The organism is Teichococcus globiformis, assembly GCF_042646265.1.
GTDB lineage: Bacteria > Pseudomonadota > Alphaproteobacteria > Acetobacterales > Acetobacteraceae > Pseudoroseomonas > Pseudoroseomonas globiformis.
In genome coordinates this window covers 888,700-903,284 of the sequence record NZ_JBHRTN010000018.1, presented here as the reverse complement: position 1 = coordinate 903,284, position 14,585 = coordinate 888,700, and the positions used below count along the sequence as shown (strand labels likewise).

Here is a 14,585-nt window from a genome sequence, read left to right as displayed (position 1 = left end):
CTTATGGCCGGAAAGATCGAAACCCGCCTCGCCGAGCTGGGCATCACCCTGCCGCAGCCGGCGGCGCCGGTGGCCAATTACGTGCCCTTTGTCACCACAGGTTCGCTGGTGGTCGTTTCCGGCCAGGTTCCGGTGCGCGACGGCAAGGTGGCTTATTCCGGCAAGCTGGGCGACACGGTCAATCAGGAAACCGGTCAGCAGGCAGCGCAGCTCTGCCTGGTCAACGTGCTGGCGCAGCTGCGCGCCGCCCTTGGCGACCTGGACCGGGTGACGCGCGTGGTGCGGCTGGGCGGCTTCATCGCCTGTACGCCGGACTTCACCGCCCACGCGCCAGTCATGAACGGGGCCTCGGACCTGGCGGTTGCCGTGTTCGGCGAGGCTGGGCGCCATGCACGTTCCACCATTGGCGTGCCATCCCTGCCCATGGATGCGGCCGTCGAAGTGGAAGGCATGTTCGAGTTCGCCTGATGGCACGGGCCTGCATCGAGGTCACGGACGATCCGCCGCAGGAAGCGCACAAGGCGCTGGTGGATGGCCTGACCGCGCACAGCGCCCAGGTGCCGGGGCGGGGCTTCGCGCCTCGCCCACTGGCCATTCTGCTGCGCGACCGGGAAAGCGGATCCGTACAAGGCGGGCTGATGGGCCGTACCGACAAGGACTGGCTCTTCGTGCAGCTCTTCTTTGTGCCCGAGGCGGAGCGGGGAAATGGTCTCGGCTCGCGCATGCTGCACTTGGCCGAGGATGAAGCGCGGGCCCGGGGCTGCCGCCATGCCTGGCTCGACACCTTCAGCTTCCAGGCGCCGGATTTCTACCGCCGCCATGGCTACCACGAGTTCGGAGTTCTGCCCGATTATCCCGCCGGCTACGCACGGCATTTTTTCACCAAGAACCTCTAGGTCCTGCTCGCTCAGCCCGGGATTGCCTGGTTGGCGGGATGTTCGACCGTCAAGGCAAAGACACAAGTTTGTTATGCTGCGGCCGCTCATCAACACGGGGTCGTGAGGAAGCGCTGGAAAGAGGACGCGTATCGTCGGGGCGACGAGGCAAGAGGCCCCGAAGATGGAAGCGACGCGTAGCGCACGTCCTTTGGTTTCGGTTGTTGCGCCCTGCTACAACGAGCATGAAGTGTTGCGGGAATTCCATGCCCGCGTCAGCGCCGCATGCCGTCCGCTGACGGGCTCCTACGAGATCGTGCTCGTGGATGACGGATCGAAGGATGGCACATGGGCCATCATCGAGACCCTGGCGGAAAGCGACCCGCACGTTGTCGGGGTGCAGTTGCTGCGCAATCACGGGCACCAGCTTGCCGCTACCGCCGGGCTGCACATTGCCAGCGGCCAGCGCGTGATGCTGATCGACGCCGACCTGCAGGACCCGCCCGAACTCCTCGGTGACATGATGCGCCTGATGGATGAGGGTGCCGATGTGGTTTATGGCCAGCGCGCGGCGAGGGCCGGCGAGACATGGTTCAAGCGCGCCACCGCCGCCGGCTTCTACCGCCTGCTGACCCGGCTCACCGATGTTTCCATTCCGCGCGACACGGGCGATTTCCGTCTGATGAGCCGCCGGGTCGTCGACACCTTTCTGCTGATGCCGGAGCGGCAGCGCTTCATCCGCGGCATGGTGAGCTGGATCGGTGGGCGGCAGGTGGCGCTGCCCTATGAGCGGCATGCTCGGTATGCCGGCACCTCGAAATACCCTCTGAGCAAGATGATCCGCTTCGCCACGGATGCCATCACCAGTTTCTCCACCGTGCCGCTGCGGCTGGCCGTCTGGGTCGGGCTGGCTACCGCCAGCTTCTCCATGCTGCTGCTGCTCTACGCGCTGTACCAGTGGACGCAGAACGTGGTGGTGGCCGGCTGGGCCAGCATCATCTGCGCCGTGGCCTTTTTCGGCGGGCTGCAGATGCTGATCCTCGGCGTGTTCGGCGAGTATCTGGGCCGATTGGTGCATGAGGCCAAGGGCCGGCCGCTCTTCATGGTCAAGGCGATCCGCGCCGGCCGCCGGCGCCATGAGGTGCCGAGCCACTTCTCGCGCATGGAGCCCGCGATGCGCGACGACGTGGTTTCCACCTGGTCCGGAGGCGGTTGACAGGGATGCCGGTGCAGGCGGGCACGAAGGCCGTGGTGCCGGCCCGGCAGCCACCTGCCGGAGGGCCGCGGCGGTGGCGCGAGATGGCGCTGTTCGCGGGCGTGGGCGTGCTCAACACCCTGATCGACCTCGCCGTGTTCACCTTGCTGCTGACGCTGGCGCAGGTGCCGCCTCTGGCCGCCAACACCGTCAGCTATGCCGCCGGGGCGCTCAACAGCTACCTGATGAACGGCCGCGTCACCTTTCGGGCGCGCGGGGTACGGCTCGCTTCCTGGCGGCGGGCGTCGCGCTTTGCCGCGGTCAACCTCGCCTGCCTGCTGGTGTCGCTGGCTTCCCTGGCCCTGTTGTCCCATCTCATGCCGGTGCTGGCCGCCAAGCTCGGTTCGGTGCTGGCCACCTTTGCCTTCGGCTTCGTGCTGAACAGCCTCCTCGTTTACGGCTCCGCCGGGCGGATGTGAGCCGCCGCAACCTCCTGCTGGATGAACCGCCGATGCGAATGCCCGCCGGAATGATCCGTCTCGCTCTGGTGTTGCTGGCCGGATTGCTGCTCCTGACGCCGATGATGGTCTCGCCGATGCCGGCATTGGGCGATTTCGCCAACCATCAGGCCCGGTTCTGGCTGCTCGGAGGCGGGCTGGCGCTGATGCCGGAGGTGTATGGCGCCGATTGGAGCCGCGCCTTCATCAACATCGGCGGCGACCTAGTGGTGCGCTTCTTCGCCGGCGTGGTTCCCGGCGACCGGGTGGGCCAGGGCATCCTGGTGTTCGGCATCCTGGGTCCACCGCTGGGTGTGCTGCTGCTGAACCGCCGGCTGCATGGCTGGAACGTGTGGATGGTGCTGTTCCCTTTCCTGGCCTGGACCCAGACGCTGCTGTTCGGCTTCGTCACCTTTCAGATGGGGGTGGGGCTGGCACTGCTGCTGGTCACGCTCGACACGCTGTTGCCGGGCGGGGCGGGGCGGTGGCTGTACCGGTTGGCTGCCGCCTTTGTGATGCTGACGGTGCATCCCTTTGCGCTGCTGTTTTATGCCGCGCTGACCGGCGGGCTGATCCTGGGCCCCCGGCTGGGGGATCACCTCGCGTCCCGCCCGGCGATGATGCGCTTCCTGCGCCAGGGGCTGATGCTGGTTGGGATTTGCGCGGTGCCGCTGCTCGTGCTGAGCCTGACCGCCGCGCACCTGCCGGGCGAGGACAAGCATGTGGACAGCGCGCCGGTGGTGTGGACCGAGGGGCTGACCCGCTTTTCGGCGCTGATCTCGCCGCTGCGGACCTACCACCTGTCCGTGGATGTGGCGCTGGTGGGGCTGGTGGCGCTGGCGCCGCTTTACGCATTGCTCCGCCGCCGGCTCAGCCTGCACGAAGGCTTGTTCACCGTGGCGGTGATCCTGGGCATCGCCTCGCTCTTCATGCCGAAGGCCATGGCGGGCACGGCGGCGCTGGAGCTGCGCATCCCGTTGATGGCGCTGCTGGCGCTCGCGGCCTCGCTGCGGATCGACATGCCGACGCGGCGCGAAACGATGGTGGCGGCGGCACTGCTCGCCATGCTGGGGCTGGTGCGCACGGGCGACGTGGTCCGGCACTGGGCGCGGGCGGAGGAGGATGTGGCCGCGCTGCGTCGGGTGATGGCCGTGCTTCCCCCTGGCCAGGCGGTGCTGCCGCTGAGGCATTTCGCCACTCCCGATGCGGTGGCCTCAGCTCCGCTCGGCCGCTACTTCGTGGATGACAGGGGGCAATTCACCCAGATGGCCTCCTTTGCCACCATCTGGCGCCAGGCCTTCATCCCCAACCTGTTCTCCGCGCGGGGCAAGCAGCCGCTGGTGGTGCTGCCACCCTACAATGAGATCTCGGTGCCCGAGGGTGGGCCAGCCTCGGTGCATGTGCTGGAAAGGCCGGATTATCCGGTGCCGGAAAGCCAGACCTATGCGCTGCAGTGGCGGGAGCGTTTCGACTACGCGCTTGTGCTGGATGCCGACCTGCCGGACCGGGAAGGGGTGGTGGCGCTGCCGCCTGGCGTGCAGGTTGTGGCCGATGAGGGCTTCGTGCAGTTGCTGCGGCTGCCGCGCGCGGGGCCGCCGCTGGCCGCACGCTAAGGCACTTCCCCGCGTGCCTTTCGCTTCGGGCGCGGCGCCCCCACATTGCGGGGTTCGTGCTGATAGACGGGCGGAGGCGCATGGCGGCGAGCGGATTGAGCGGGCTTGGGCTGAATTGGATCGGGCACGGCCTGACCCGCATCACCGATGAGGCGGAGCGCTTTCTCAACGAATCCACGTTGCGTGTCGCGATCACCGGCCTCAGCCGCTCGGGCAAGACGGTGTTCATCACCTCGCTGATCGCCAACCTGCTGGCCATGGGGCGCGGGCGGGACACGCTGCCGGCGCTTTCGCGGCAGATGGCGCAGGGTGAAAGCCGGCGCATCCGCTCGGTGCGGCTGGAGCCGGCGGGCACCCAGGCGCTGGACTGGTTCGACGCCGCCGACAAGTTGCGCGACCTCGCCGGCGGCAGCCCGCACTGGCCGCCGCGGACTAGTGACCTGGCCTCAGCCAGCCTGACGCTGACGGTGGAGCGCAGCGGCCCCTTCGGCACCTGGCTGCCGCCGCGCCGCGTGCGCCTGGAATTACTGGACTATCCTGGCGAATGGCTGCTCGACCTGCCGTTGCTGGGACAGAGCCATGGCGAATGGTCGGAGGCCACGCTGGAGATGCTGCGCCAGCCCCCGCGCGCCGGCGTGGCGGGAGATTTCCTGGCCTTCCTCGCCAGCCTGGATTCCAGCGCCCCAGCTGAGGAGGCGGTTGCCCGGCGTGGCTTTATTCTGTACCGCGAGATGCTGATGACCGCGCGCGACCGGCTGGGGCTCCGCTTCCTGCAGCCTGGCCGGTTTCTGGTGCCGGGGCCCAAGGGCGATAGCCCGATGATGTGGTTCTTTCCCCTGCCGGGGCGCGGATCGCCTGCCCCGGGCTCGCTGCGGGAGCTGTTGGCGCGGCGCTTCGACGCCTACCGCGACGATATGCGTGATAGCTATTTCGACCCGTGGTTCGCCCGCTTTGACCGGCAGGTGGTGCTGGTGGACGCGCTGGGCGCCCTTTGTGCGGGCGAGGGCCCCTTCGAGGATGCCCGCCATGCGGTGGCCGAGATCGCCAGGGCCTATGATTCGCGCTCACGCAACTGGCTCGGCTTTTCATCGCTGCGCCGGGTGGCCTTTGTGGCCAGCAAGTCGGACCATGTGCCGGAGGCTCAGCGCCCGGCCTTCGAGAGCCTGTTCCGCGCCATGGTGGGCGGTGGCGACGGCGGTCGGTCGGTGAACCACCTGGCCGTGTCCGCCCTGCGTTGCACGGAGGAAGGTCCGGCCCGCGAAGGCGAGGCGCCGGTGGTTTATGGCGTGCCGATGGGCGAAACGCGGCGACGGCCGTTCCGCCCCGGGCATATTCCCGCCATGCCGCCACCCGTGGGCGATGCTTTCTGGCGCCGGCCCTATTTCGAGCTGCCAGTGTTCCGCCCGCCGGTGATCGACCCTGACGGACGGGAAGGCATGCCCCATATCGGCATGGACCGCCTGCTGGCCTGGCTGCTGGAGGATGCACTGTGATGCCGACAGGACGTGCTGCCGGGCCCGGCTGGGCCGACGAGGACGACAAGCCCACCCGCGCGGGCGGCGAAACGTTGCGAGGCAGCCTGGATGCCTCGCTCGCCGCGGCCATGCCGGGAGCGGCCGATGGGCCGGCCCTGCTGGAGCCGGAGGAGGGTGGACTGGTCCGGCACGGCGAGCCAGGCAGCCTCGGTGTGCCGGATGCGGCAGCCAGGGCTTCGGGCTGGCTGGCCTCGTTCGGTGTGTTTGGCGCCGCCGCGGCCTTGCTGGTGCTGGGCAGCTTTGGGTTGTGGCTGGGGCTGGCGATCGACGAGCTGTTCACCGCCTCGCCCGCTTTGGGTTGGCTGGGTTCGGCGCTGGGTGCGGGGGTGGGCGGTTTGCTGCTCTGGGGCGCGGGGCGGGAATGGCGCGCGCTGAAGCGGCTGGATTCGCTGGAGGGCCTCGCTCGCGCGCTGCGCGAGATGCCGGACAAGGCAAAGCCGCCGCGCACCCTGATCCGCTGGGCCGAGGGCGTGGCCGAGCGGCTGCCGGAAGCCTCGCCCGCGGTGGCGGAGTTGCGCCGCGCCGAAACCGTCGCGGAAGCGCGCGGGCTGCTGCACACCGGGCTGATGCCGGTGCTTGATGCGCGGGTGAAGGCAATCGGCTGGCAGTCGGCTCGGCAGGTCTTCCTGACCACCGCGGTGCTGCCTTCGCCGGCCCTTGATGCCGCGGCCATGGCGCTGATCGGCCTGCGGACCATGCGGCAGGTGGCGGTGCTGCACGGGGTGCGGCCCGGGGCGGTGGTGCTGTGGAAGCTGCTGCGGCGCCTGGCGTTTTCCTCGGGGCTGGTGATCGGCACCGATCTCGCCGTCGAGGCCGGGGTGGAGCAGATCGTGGAGGGCCATGCCGCGAAGCTGGCCGGTGGCGCGGCCGGCGCGGCGGTGGCCGCCCGGCGCATGACCAGGCTGGCGGCGGTGACGGCGGAGGCTTGCCGGCCAGTTCCGCGATAAGGGCTTCAGGTGAAGGCCCTGCCATGTTGCGCCGCAACCCTTGCGGCGGGGCTGGACGGGGACACATGCTGGGCATCATGCCCGATGGCCCGGACCCTGACCTGACCCTTCGCCTGCACCCCGCCATCGCCGAGATCCCGGCCCTGGAATGGGATGAATGCGCAGGGCCGGACAATCCCTTCACCAGCCACGCCTTTCTTTCAGCGCTGGAGGAGAGCGGCTCGGCCAGTCCGCGCACCGGATGGCTGCCGCAGCACGCGGCCCTGCGCGACGCGGAGGGGCGGCTCGTCGCCGTCGCGCCGGCCTATGCCAAGAGCCATTCCTATGGAGAGTACGTCTTCGACCATGCCTGGGCGGATGCGCTGGAGCGGGCCGGCGGGCGCTACTACCCCAAGCTTCAGGTGGCGGTGCCGTTCAGCCCGGTGCCCGGTGGGCGGCTGCTGGTCCGCCCGGGCTCCGGCATTGCCGTGGCGGGCCTTGGCCAGGCCCTGGCGCAGGTGGCCGAACAGCTCGACCTTTCCTCCGCCCACGTCACGTTTTGCACCGAAGAGGAATGGCGCTCTCTGGGCGAAACGGGATGGCTGCAGCGCGTCGGGACACAGTATCACTGGCGAAACGATTCCTATGGCAGCTTCGAGGATTTCCTGGGTGCTTTGTCCAGCCGCAAGCGCAAGCAGCTGCGCCGGGAGCGGCGGGACGCGCAATCGGCCGGGCTGATATTCCGCACCCTGCGCGGGACGGAGATCACCACGCGCCACTGGGAAGCCTTCCATCGCTTCTACATGGACACGGTCGACCGGAAGTGGGGCAGCGCCTATCTGACCGAGCGCTTCTGGCCGTTGCTGGCGGAACGCCTCGGGGAGCGCGTGGTGCTGATGGTGGCGGAGCGCGACGGCGAGCCGGTGGCCGGCGCGCTGAACCTGCTGGGCCGGAACGCCTTGTTCGGCCGCAACTGGGGCACGGTGACCGACGCCCCGTTCCTGCATTTCGAGCTCTGCTACTACCAGGCCATCGACTTCGCCATCGCGCATGGGCTGCAGCGGGTGGAGGCGGGAGCACAGGGCCAGCACAAGATCCAGCGCGGCTACCTGCCGGTGCCAACCTATTCCGCGCACTGGATCCGGCACCGCGGGCTGCGCCGCGCCGTGGCCGGCTTCCTGGAGGAGGAGCGGGCGGCCATGCGGGCTGAAATGGCGCGGCTGGCGGAGGTATCCCCTTTCCGTGAGGAGGAGCGGGCGCCGGCCAAAAACTAACCTATTTGGGTGAGCCGCGGTTTGTTCTTCTGCAGCATCCGGCCCGGCTGCCGGCAAAATGCCGGGAGGGTGGGAACGAAACGAATGAACGATCCGCGCGAGCTGGCCCTGGGGCTCTACGACGACGTCCTGCAGGGCAAGCCGCTGGACGGCGCGCTGGGGCGGATCGCCACCGCGCTGGGTGCGCAAACCGGCTTCATCACCCGCTTGCCGATGCAGCACGGCAGGCCGGCTGCGGCCATGGACTTCACGCGACACCGGATCCGGGCCGAGCCCATGGAAGATTACTCGGCCCACTGGATGCATCTGGACCCGCGGGTCGGAGTGGTGGACTGGGGTCGGGAGGGTGTCTACAACTTCGCCCGCCTGCTGCCGCGCCACCGGTTCGAGGAATCGGCGTTCTGGCGCGAATGGGGCCGGCAGATGGAACCCTGCTTCCACACGGTCAACGTCATCGTCGCCGAGAAGGACGATGTGGTGGCGGCTCTGGCTCTTCATCGTCCGCCCGATGCGGAACCCTTCGATGATCAGGACGAGGCCTTCCTGACCGCCCTCTACCCCCATCTGCGGCAGGCGCTGCTGGCGCAGTCTCGGCTGGCCGGGATCGAGCGGCAGGCGGATTTGCGGGAAGCAGGGCTGGATGCCGTGCCGCAGGGTGTCGCGGTGTTTGATGCGGCGGGGGGGATGCGCCACGCCAACCGGGTGCTGGAAAAAATGGCCGCGCAGCGAGACGGGCTGGCGCTGGGCCCGGAGGGGTTGCTGCCCTCCGATGCCACCGCCCTGGCCAATGCGCGCTACGCCCTGCGGCTCGCGCTGGCGGTTGCCGAGGGGCGCATCCGCCTGTTGCCGGATGGGATGCATTTCGCCATTCCCCGCCCTTCCGGCCGCTCGCCTTTCCTGGTGCAGACGGTGCCGCGGCGGGATGGAGCGAACGGGCGGGCGGCAGGGGCGGTGATGGTGGTGACCGACACCGCCGCACGCCGGTTACCCTCTGCCTTGACGCTGCAGCGCGTGCTGGGGCTGACGCCTGCCGAAGCCGACCTGGCCGCCGCGCTGGCCGGCGGTCGGACCCTGGCGCAGCAGGCGCTGAAGCGGCAGGTCTCGCGCGAAACGCTGAAGACGCACCTGGCGACGATCCGTCGCAAGACCGGCTGCCGGCGGCAATCGGATCTGGTGGCGCTGGTGCTTCGGCTTGGCGATTGAGTTCGGCTCGCGGAATTCGTTGCCAGACGCCCGCGCCCCCGCCTAACCTTGATCTGCAACGCGTGGCCACAAGGCCCGGGGCGGCATCGACCGCACGTGCAGAGGAGGTTTTTACGGACATGGAAGGCAACGGGATTTCCCGTCGTACCGTGCTGCGCGGTGCTGCGCTCGGCGCGGCCGCCAGCGCCCTGCCGCTGGTAAACGTGCATGGGCAGACATCCGGTGGCCGGCTTGCGCTCGGTCTGTGGGATCACTGGGTCCCCGTCGGCAACGACGCCATGCGCAAGATCGTCACCGACTGGGGGCAGAAGAACCGGGTCGAGATCCAGCTCGACTTCATCACCTCGGTCGGCAACAAGAACCTGCTGACCATTGCGGCGGAAAGCCAGGCCCGGCAGGGCCACGACGTGCTGTCCTTCCCGACCTGGGAGGTCCACGCCCAGGCCGACAAGCTGGAACCGATGGACGACGTGGTGCAGCGCCTGTCGCAGAAATACGGCGCGCTGAACCCGATCACCGAGTACCTCGGCAAGGTGCAGGGACAGTGGCGCGCCGTGCCGGCCGTGTCCGGCTCGCAGAACAAGCCTTCTCTCGGGCGCATCGACCTGCTGAAGCAGCATGCGGGGCTGGACGTGCAGGCGATGTTTCCGGCCAGCCCGAATGCCGGTCCGGGCGCGGATGCCTGGAACTGGGACGCTTTCCTGAAGGCGGCCGAGGGCTGCCACAAGGCCGGCTTCTCCTTCGGCCTGCCGCTCGGCAGCTTCCCTGACGCCAATGACTGGGTGGGCAGCATGTTCCACTCCTTCGGCGCCACGCTGGTCGATGCCAAGGGCAACATCACGGCGAAGACCGACCAGGTGCGCGCCGTGCTGGATTACGCGCAGCGCCTTTGCCAGTTCCTGCCGAACGACGTGTTCTCCTGGGATGACGCATCCAACAACCGCGCACTGATCTCCGGCCGCTCGGCGCTGATCTTCAATCCGCCTTCCGCCTGGGCCGTTGCCAAGCGCGATGCGCCGCAGGTGGCCGAGCAGGTCTGGACGTTTCCGCCACCTTCCGGCGCCAATGGACGCTTCACGCCGTACCTGCCGTATTTCTGGGGCGTGTGGAGCTTTAGCCGCAACAAGGGCGCGGCCAAGGCGCTGCTGGAGTTCCTCTCGGAGCGGGAGCAGGCCGAGGCGATGGTCACGGCGAGTGGAGGCTACGACATTCCGCCCTTCACCAGCATGACCGACTTCAAGGCCTGGGAAACGGAGGGCCCTCCGACCGGCGTGGTCTACAATTATCCGGTCAAGCCGCACCACAAATCCGAGCAGTTCATCGCCGATTACCCGGCGCCGCCTGAAATCGCGGTGCAGATGTACAACCAGGGCATCCAGGCGAAGATGATCGCACGCGTGGTGCAGAACAAGGAAGCGCCGGACCGCACCATCGCCTGGGTGGAGCGGGAGCTGGAAGGCTTCAAGCGCGGCTGATCCCTGACCGCGGGGCGGGCGCTGCGCCCGTCCCGGTTCCGCAACCTTCCCGCGGGAGCCTGGCATGTCTGAAGGCACGCTATCCCTGGATGTCCCGCCCGCCGCGTCGCGCAATTCGACGATGCGGCGCCTGGCACGGCGCAATTCCACCACCGCTTTCCTGCTGACCCTGCCGCTGATCCTGCTGATCCTCGGCCTCGTGGTTTATCCGTTCCTCTACGCGCTCTACCTCTCGACGCTGAACAAGCGGATGACGCGCTTCATCGGTTGGGAGAACTTCACCTTCCTGTTCACGCGCGAGACCTTCTGGAACGTCGTGTTCCAGTCGGTGCTGTTCGCCGTGTCCGCGGTGGTGCTGAAGGCACTGATCGGCTTCATCCTGGCACATGTGCTGCACGCCCTACCGGCAAAGGGGCAGCGGAAGTGGCGCGGCATGTTGCTGGTGCCCTGGGTGATCCCGCCTGCCATCTCGACCTTGGCCTGGTGGTGGCTGTTCGACCCGTCCTACTCCGCCTTCAACTGGGCGCTGATGGGCATCGGCGTCGATCCGGTGCCCTGGCTTGGATCGACGGGCTGGGCGCGGTTCTCGGTCATTCTGGTGAATGTCTGGTATGGCTCGCCCTTCTTCATGATCATGTACCTGGCGGCGCTGAAATCCGTGCCGGACCAGCTCTACGAGGCGGCGGCGATCGACGGCGCCACCGGCTGGCAGAAGCTGCGCTACGTGACCTTCCCGATGATGCGCAACATCATCTCGATCACCGTGCTGTTCAGCCTGATCGTCACCTTTGCCAATTTCGACATCGTCCGCATCCTGACCAATGGCGGGCCGCAGGACACCACGCACGTCTTCGCGACCTATGCTTTCCAGGTTGGCATCCAGTCGGGCGACATTCCGCTCGGCGCCTCGGTCAGCCTGTTCATGTTCCCGCTGCTGGCGGTGTTCGCCATCCTCACGCTGCGCGGCGTGAACAAGCGCTCGAAGGAGATGGCGTAATGGGCACGACGACCCTTCCCGCGGCAAAGCCCGCCGCCGAGACGCGCGTCGGCAGTCTTCGGAGCGAGCGTCGCTGGGCGATGATCGGTGCCTATGTGGCACTGGCGGTGTTTGTTGTGTTCTTCATGACGCCGCCCTTCCACATGCTGATGACCAGCCTGAAGAGCAGCTCGGAGATTGCCGACCTGGCCGGCAATCCCTGGATCGTCAAGGCGCCGACGCTGCAGAACTACTGGGAGCTGCTGACCCAGGGGAACTACCTGATCCACTTCAAGAACTCCCTGATCGTCACGGCGAGCACGGTGGTGATCAGCATGATCATCTCCACCATGGCGGCCTTTGCCCTGGCGCGGATGAAGTTCTGGGGCAGCGCGACGCTGGCGACAGGTGTGTTCCTGACCTATCTGGTGCCGGAAACGCTGCTGTTCATCCCGATGTTCCAGATTGTCGGGCAGCTTGGCCTGTACAACAATCTCTGGGCGATGGTGCTGATCTTCCCGACGCTGACGGTGCCGTTCTGCACCTGGATCATGATCGGGTACTTCGCATCGATCCCGAAGGAACTGGACGAGGCGGCGCTGATCGACGGAGCGAGCCACCTGCAGATGCTGTGGAAGATCTTCATCCCGGTGGCGTTGCCCGGCATCCTGGCGGCGATGATCTTCGCTTTCACGGTGAGCTGGGCGGCGTTCATCTACCCGATCGCCTTTCTGGTTTCGTCCGACCAGATGGTGTTGACGGTGGGCATCGTCTCCGACCTGATCCGCGCGGACACCTTCCAGTGGGGCAAGATCATGGCCGGCGCGCTGATGGCGGCGTTGCCGCCGCTGCTCGTCTACGCATTCCTGATGGATTACTACATCGCCGGCCTCACTGCCGGCGCGACCAAGGGCTGACGCCACGATCGCCGGAGGCCAAAGGCCGATGGCGTGAATCGCTGGTGTCCAGATGACTGACGCCGCGATCGCCGGAGGTCTTGGCCGATGGCGGGCATCGTGAGCATCGAAAAGTTGAATGGGAGGCTGAAAGATCAATGGCGCAAGTGACGCTCAGGAAAGTCGTCAAGGCGTATGAAGGCGGCGTGCAGGCGGTGAAAGGCATCGACCTCGACATCGCCGACCACGAATTCGTCGTGCTGGTGGGGCCGTCGGGCTGCGGCAAGTCCACCACGCTGCGCATGATCGCGGGACTTGAGGAGATCAGCGACGGCGAGGTCGCCATTGGCGGGCGCGTCGTCAACGACGTGCCGCCGCGCGACCGCGACATCGCCATGGTGTTCCAGAACTACGCGCTCTACCCCCACATGACAGTGTTCGACAACATGGCCTTCGGGCTGATGCTGCGGAAGTTCGACAAGGCGGAGATCAAGCGCCGCGTGGACAATGCCGCCCGCATCCTCGACATCACGCCGTTGCTGGCACGCAAGCCCAAGGCGTTGTCGGGCGGGCAGCGGCAGCGCGTTGCCATGGGCCGCGCCATTGTGCGCGACCCGAAGGTGTTCCTGTTCGACGAGCCGCTCTCCAACCTCGATGCCAAGTTGCGCGTGCAGATGCGGACCGAGATCAAGCAGGTGCACCAGAAGGTGCGCACCACGACGATCTACGTGACGCACGACCAGGTCGAGGCCATGACCCTGGCCGACCGCGTGGTGGTGATGAATGGCGGCATCATCGAGCAGGTCGGCCCGCCGCAGGAGCTCTACCACAACCCGAAGACGCGCTTCGTGGCCGGCTTCATCGGTTCCCCGGCGATGAACTTCATCCCGGGACGGCTGGAGAATGGCGCCGGCGCGCTGCGGGTGCATCTGCCGGGCGACATCGTGCTGCCGGTGCCGGCCGAGCGCACCGAGCGCTACAAGGCGCTGGCCGGGCGGGAGGTGGTGTTCGGCATCCGGCCCGAGCATCTGACCGAAGCCAAGAACCTCGACCGTCCGCATGTCGCGCAGATGACGGCGACGCCGGAGGTCACGGAACCCATGGGAATGGAGACGCTGGTGCATTTCAAGATGAGCGGGGCCGAGATCTGTGGCCGCGTGGACCCGAACGCGCCGGCGGCGCCGGGGCGGCCTCTGCCGATGGCGGTGGATATGAGCAACATGCATCTGCTCGATCCGCAATCGGGGCGCGTCCTGTGAGCGGCGCCGCAATGTCGGGTCACGGCAAGACCGCCTGGATCACTGGCGCTGGCTCGGGCATCGGTCGTGCCTGCGCCGTGGCACTTGCTGCCGCCGGGTGGCGCCTGGCGCTGACCGGCCGCCGGGAGGAGCCGCTGCGCGAAACGGCGGAACTGGCCGGGCAGGGGGATGCCATCATCCTTCCGGCCGACCTGACCGACCCGGCGGCCGTTCAGCTCGCAGCCAAGCGGGTGGCCGACACACTGGGCGGGCCAGACCTGCTGGTGAACAATGCCGGCAGCAACGTGCCGCGCCGCCACTGGCACCAGCTCTCGCCCGAGGATGCGAAGCTGGTGGTCGATGCCAACCTGACCGCACCCTTCTACACCAGCCTGGCCGTGCTGCCGGCGATGCGGGCGCGTGGCGGCGGCCTGCTGGTGCAGATCGCGTCCATGGCGGGCAAGGGGTCCTTCGGCATTTCCGGCCCTGGCTATATCGCGGCGAAGTCGGGCTTCGTGGCCTTGTCTGCCTCGATCAACTCGGAGAACGGCATCCACAACATCCGTTCCACCTGCATCTGCCCGGGCGAGGTCGCAACACCGATCCTGGACAAGCGCCCGATCCCTGTGCCGGCAGAGGAACGCGCGCGGATGCTGCAGCCGGAGGATGTGGCGGAGGTGGTGGCCTTTGTGGCCGGAATGCCGCCGCGGGCCTGCATCGACGAGGTGATGGTGAACCCGACACATCGGCGTCTTCAGGCGGAGTGGGCGCGCGGCATCGCCGCCATGCCCTGAGGCTACGGCCGTGGAGCCAGTGATGGTGAAAGGGGGGTAGGCGGCGCGTCCGGGGGGAGCCATGCTCCTGGCTACAAGAAACGTCAGA

The 14,585-nt window shown here is 67.7% G+C and carries 14 protein-coding genes; all 14 read left to right on the top strand.

What is annotated here, in order from left to right:
- The first annotated feature begins 3 nt into the window (after window positions 1–3).
- The 14 genes from ACFOD4_RS18440 to ACFOD4_RS18375 all read left to right on the top strand — a co-directional run bounded on the left by ACFOD4_RS18440 (window position 4) and on the right by ACFOD4_RS18375 (window position 14,497).
- Complete coding sequence (locus tag ACFOD4_RS18440) at window positions 4–468, top strand: RidA family protein (protein ID WP_379598759.1); 465 nt, start codon at window positions 4–6, stop codon at window positions 466–468.
- On the top strand, window positions 468–896 hold the full coding sequence (locus ACFOD4_RS18435; protein ID WP_379598757.1) for a GNAT family N-acetyltransferase: 429 nt from the start codon (window positions 468–470) through the stop codon (window positions 894–896). Before ACFOD4_RS18440 ends, ACFOD4_RS18435 begins: the two co-directional genes overlap by 1 nt.
- A 163-nt stretch (window positions 897–1,059) precedes the next feature.
- Window positions 1,060–2,091: a glycosyltransferase family 2 protein gene (locus tag ACFOD4_RS18430; RefSeq protein WP_379598755.1), complete on the top strand. Its 1,032-nt coding sequence runs from the start codon at window positions 1,060–1,062 to the stop codon at window positions 2,089–2,091.
- A 5-nt stretch (window positions 2,092–2,096) separates the two neighbouring features.
- Complete coding sequence (locus ACFOD4_RS18425) at window positions 2,097–2,549, top strand: GtrA family protein (protein WP_379598754.1); 453 nt, start codon at window positions 2,097–2,099, stop codon at window positions 2,547–2,549.
- Window positions 2,550–2,581: 32 nt separating this feature from the next.
- Window positions 2,582–4,180: a hypothetical protein gene (locus ACFOD4_RS18420; RefSeq protein ID WP_379598752.1), complete on the top strand. Its 1,599-nt coding sequence runs from the start codon at window positions 2,582–2,584 to the stop codon at window positions 4,178–4,180.
- Window positions 4,181–4,260: 80 nt separating this feature from the next.
- Window positions 4,261–5,673, top strand: coding sequence for a YcjX family protein (locus ACFOD4_RS18415; RefSeq protein ID WP_379598751.1), 1,413 nt, complete (start codon window positions 4,261–4,263; stop codon window positions 5,671–5,673).
- A complete protein-coding gene (locus ACFOD4_RS18410; RefSeq protein ID WP_379598750.1) occupies window positions 5,673–6,662 on the top strand; it encodes a DUF697 domain-containing protein in 990 nt (329 codons plus the stop codon). Before ACFOD4_RS18415 ends, ACFOD4_RS18410 begins: the two co-directional genes overlap by 1 nt.
- Window positions 6,663–6,727: 65 nt before the next feature.
- Window positions 6,728–7,915 carry a GNAT family N-acetyltransferase gene (locus tag ACFOD4_RS18405; protein ID WP_379598749.1) on the top strand — a complete coding sequence of 396 codons (1,188 nt, stop codon included), beginning with the start codon at window positions 6,728–6,730 and terminating at the stop codon, window positions 7,913–7,915.
- 84 nt (window positions 7,916–7,999) lie between these two features.
- Window positions 8,000–9,118, top strand: coding sequence for a helix-turn-helix transcriptional regulator (locus ACFOD4_RS18400; protein WP_379598748.1), 1,119 nt, complete (start codon window positions 8,000–8,002; stop codon window positions 9,116–9,118).
- Window positions 9,119–9,237: 119 nt separating this feature from the next.
- Window positions 9,238–10,593 carry an ABC transporter substrate-binding protein gene (locus ACFOD4_RS18395; RefSeq protein WP_379598747.1) on the top strand — a complete coding sequence of 452 codons (1,356 nt, stop codon included), beginning with the start codon at window positions 9,238–9,240 and terminating at the stop codon, window positions 10,591–10,593.
- A gap of 64 nt (window positions 10,594–10,657) precedes the next feature.
- Entirely contained in the window at window positions 10,658–11,590 is a 933-nt protein-coding gene (locus ACFOD4_RS18390; RefSeq protein ID WP_379598746.1) for a carbohydrate ABC transporter permease, read from the top strand.
- Window positions 11,590–12,486, top strand: a complete 897-nt coding sequence (locus ACFOD4_RS18385) for a carbohydrate ABC transporter permease (RefSeq protein WP_379598744.1) — start codon at window positions 11,590–11,592, stop codon at window positions 12,484–12,486. The genes ACFOD4_RS18390 and ACFOD4_RS18385 overlap by 1 nt, the downstream gene beginning before the upstream one ends.
- Window positions 12,487–12,623: 137 nt before the next feature.
- Window positions 12,624–13,724, top strand: a complete 1,101-nt coding sequence (locus ACFOD4_RS18380; protein ID WP_379598742.1) for an ABC transporter ATP-binding protein — start codon at window positions 12,624–12,626, stop codon at window positions 13,722–13,724.
- On the top strand, window positions 13,721–14,497 hold the full coding sequence (locus tag ACFOD4_RS18375; protein ID WP_379598740.1) for an SDR family oxidoreductase: 777 nt from the start codon (window positions 13,721–13,723) through the stop codon (window positions 14,495–14,497). The genes ACFOD4_RS18380 and ACFOD4_RS18375 overlap by 4 nt, the downstream gene beginning before the upstream one ends.
- The last annotated feature ends 88 nt before the right edge of the window (window positions 14,498–14,585 follow it).

What these genes read in the sequence shown, in the direction of transcription:
- ACFOD4_RS18395 (WP_379598747.1), top strand. Translation starts at nt 9,238, where the DNA reads ATGGAAGGCAACGGGATTTCCCGTCGTACCGTGCTGCGCGGTGCTGCG.
- ACFOD4_RS18415 (WP_379598751.1), top strand. Translation starts at nt 4,261, where the DNA reads ATGGCGGCGAGCGGATTGAGCGGGCTTGGGCTGAATTGGATCGGGCAC.
- ACFOD4_RS18385 (WP_379598744.1), top strand. Translation starts at nt 11,590, where the DNA reads ATGGGCACGACGACCCTTCCCGCGGCAAAGCCCGCCGCCGAGACGCGC.
- ACFOD4_RS18390 (WP_379598746.1), top strand. Translation starts at nt 10,658, where the DNA reads ATGTCTGAAGGCACGCTATCCCTGGATGTCCCGCCCGCCGCGTCGCGC.
- ACFOD4_RS18430 (WP_379598755.1), top strand. Translation starts at nt 1,060, where the DNA reads ATGGAAGCGACGCGTAGCGCACGTCCTTTGGTTTCGGTTGTTGCGCCC.
- ACFOD4_RS18435 (WP_379598757.1), top strand. Translation starts at nt 468, where the DNA reads ATGGCACGGGCCTGCATCGAGGTCACGGACGATCCGCCGCAGGAAGCG.
- ACFOD4_RS18440 (WP_379598759.1), top strand. Translation starts at nt 4, where the DNA reads ATGGCCGGAAAGATCGAAACCCGCCTCGCCGAGCTGGGCATCACCCTG.
- ACFOD4_RS18425 (WP_379598754.1), top strand. Translation starts at nt 2,097, where the DNA reads ATGCCGGTGCAGGCGGGCACGAAGGCCGTGGTGCCGGCCCGGCAGCCA.
- ACFOD4_RS18400 (WP_379598748.1), top strand. Translation starts at nt 8,000, where the DNA reads ATGAACGATCCGCGCGAGCTGGCCCTGGGGCTCTACGACGACGTCCTG.
- ACFOD4_RS18410 (WP_379598750.1), top strand. Translation starts at nt 5,673, where the DNA reads ATGCCGACAGGACGTGCTGCCGGGCCCGGCTGGGCCGACGAGGACGAC.
- ACFOD4_RS18420 (WP_379598752.1), top strand. Translation starts at nt 2,582, where the DNA reads ATGCGAATGCCCGCCGGAATGATCCGTCTCGCTCTGGTGTTGCTGGCC.
- ACFOD4_RS18405 (WP_379598749.1), top strand. Translation starts at nt 6,728, where the DNA reads ATGCTGGGCATCATGCCCGATGGCCCGGACCCTGACCTGACCCTTCGC.
- ACFOD4_RS18380 (WP_379598742.1), top strand. Translation starts at nt 12,624, where the DNA reads ATGGCGCAAGTGACGCTCAGGAAAGTCGTCAAGGCGTATGAAGGCGGC.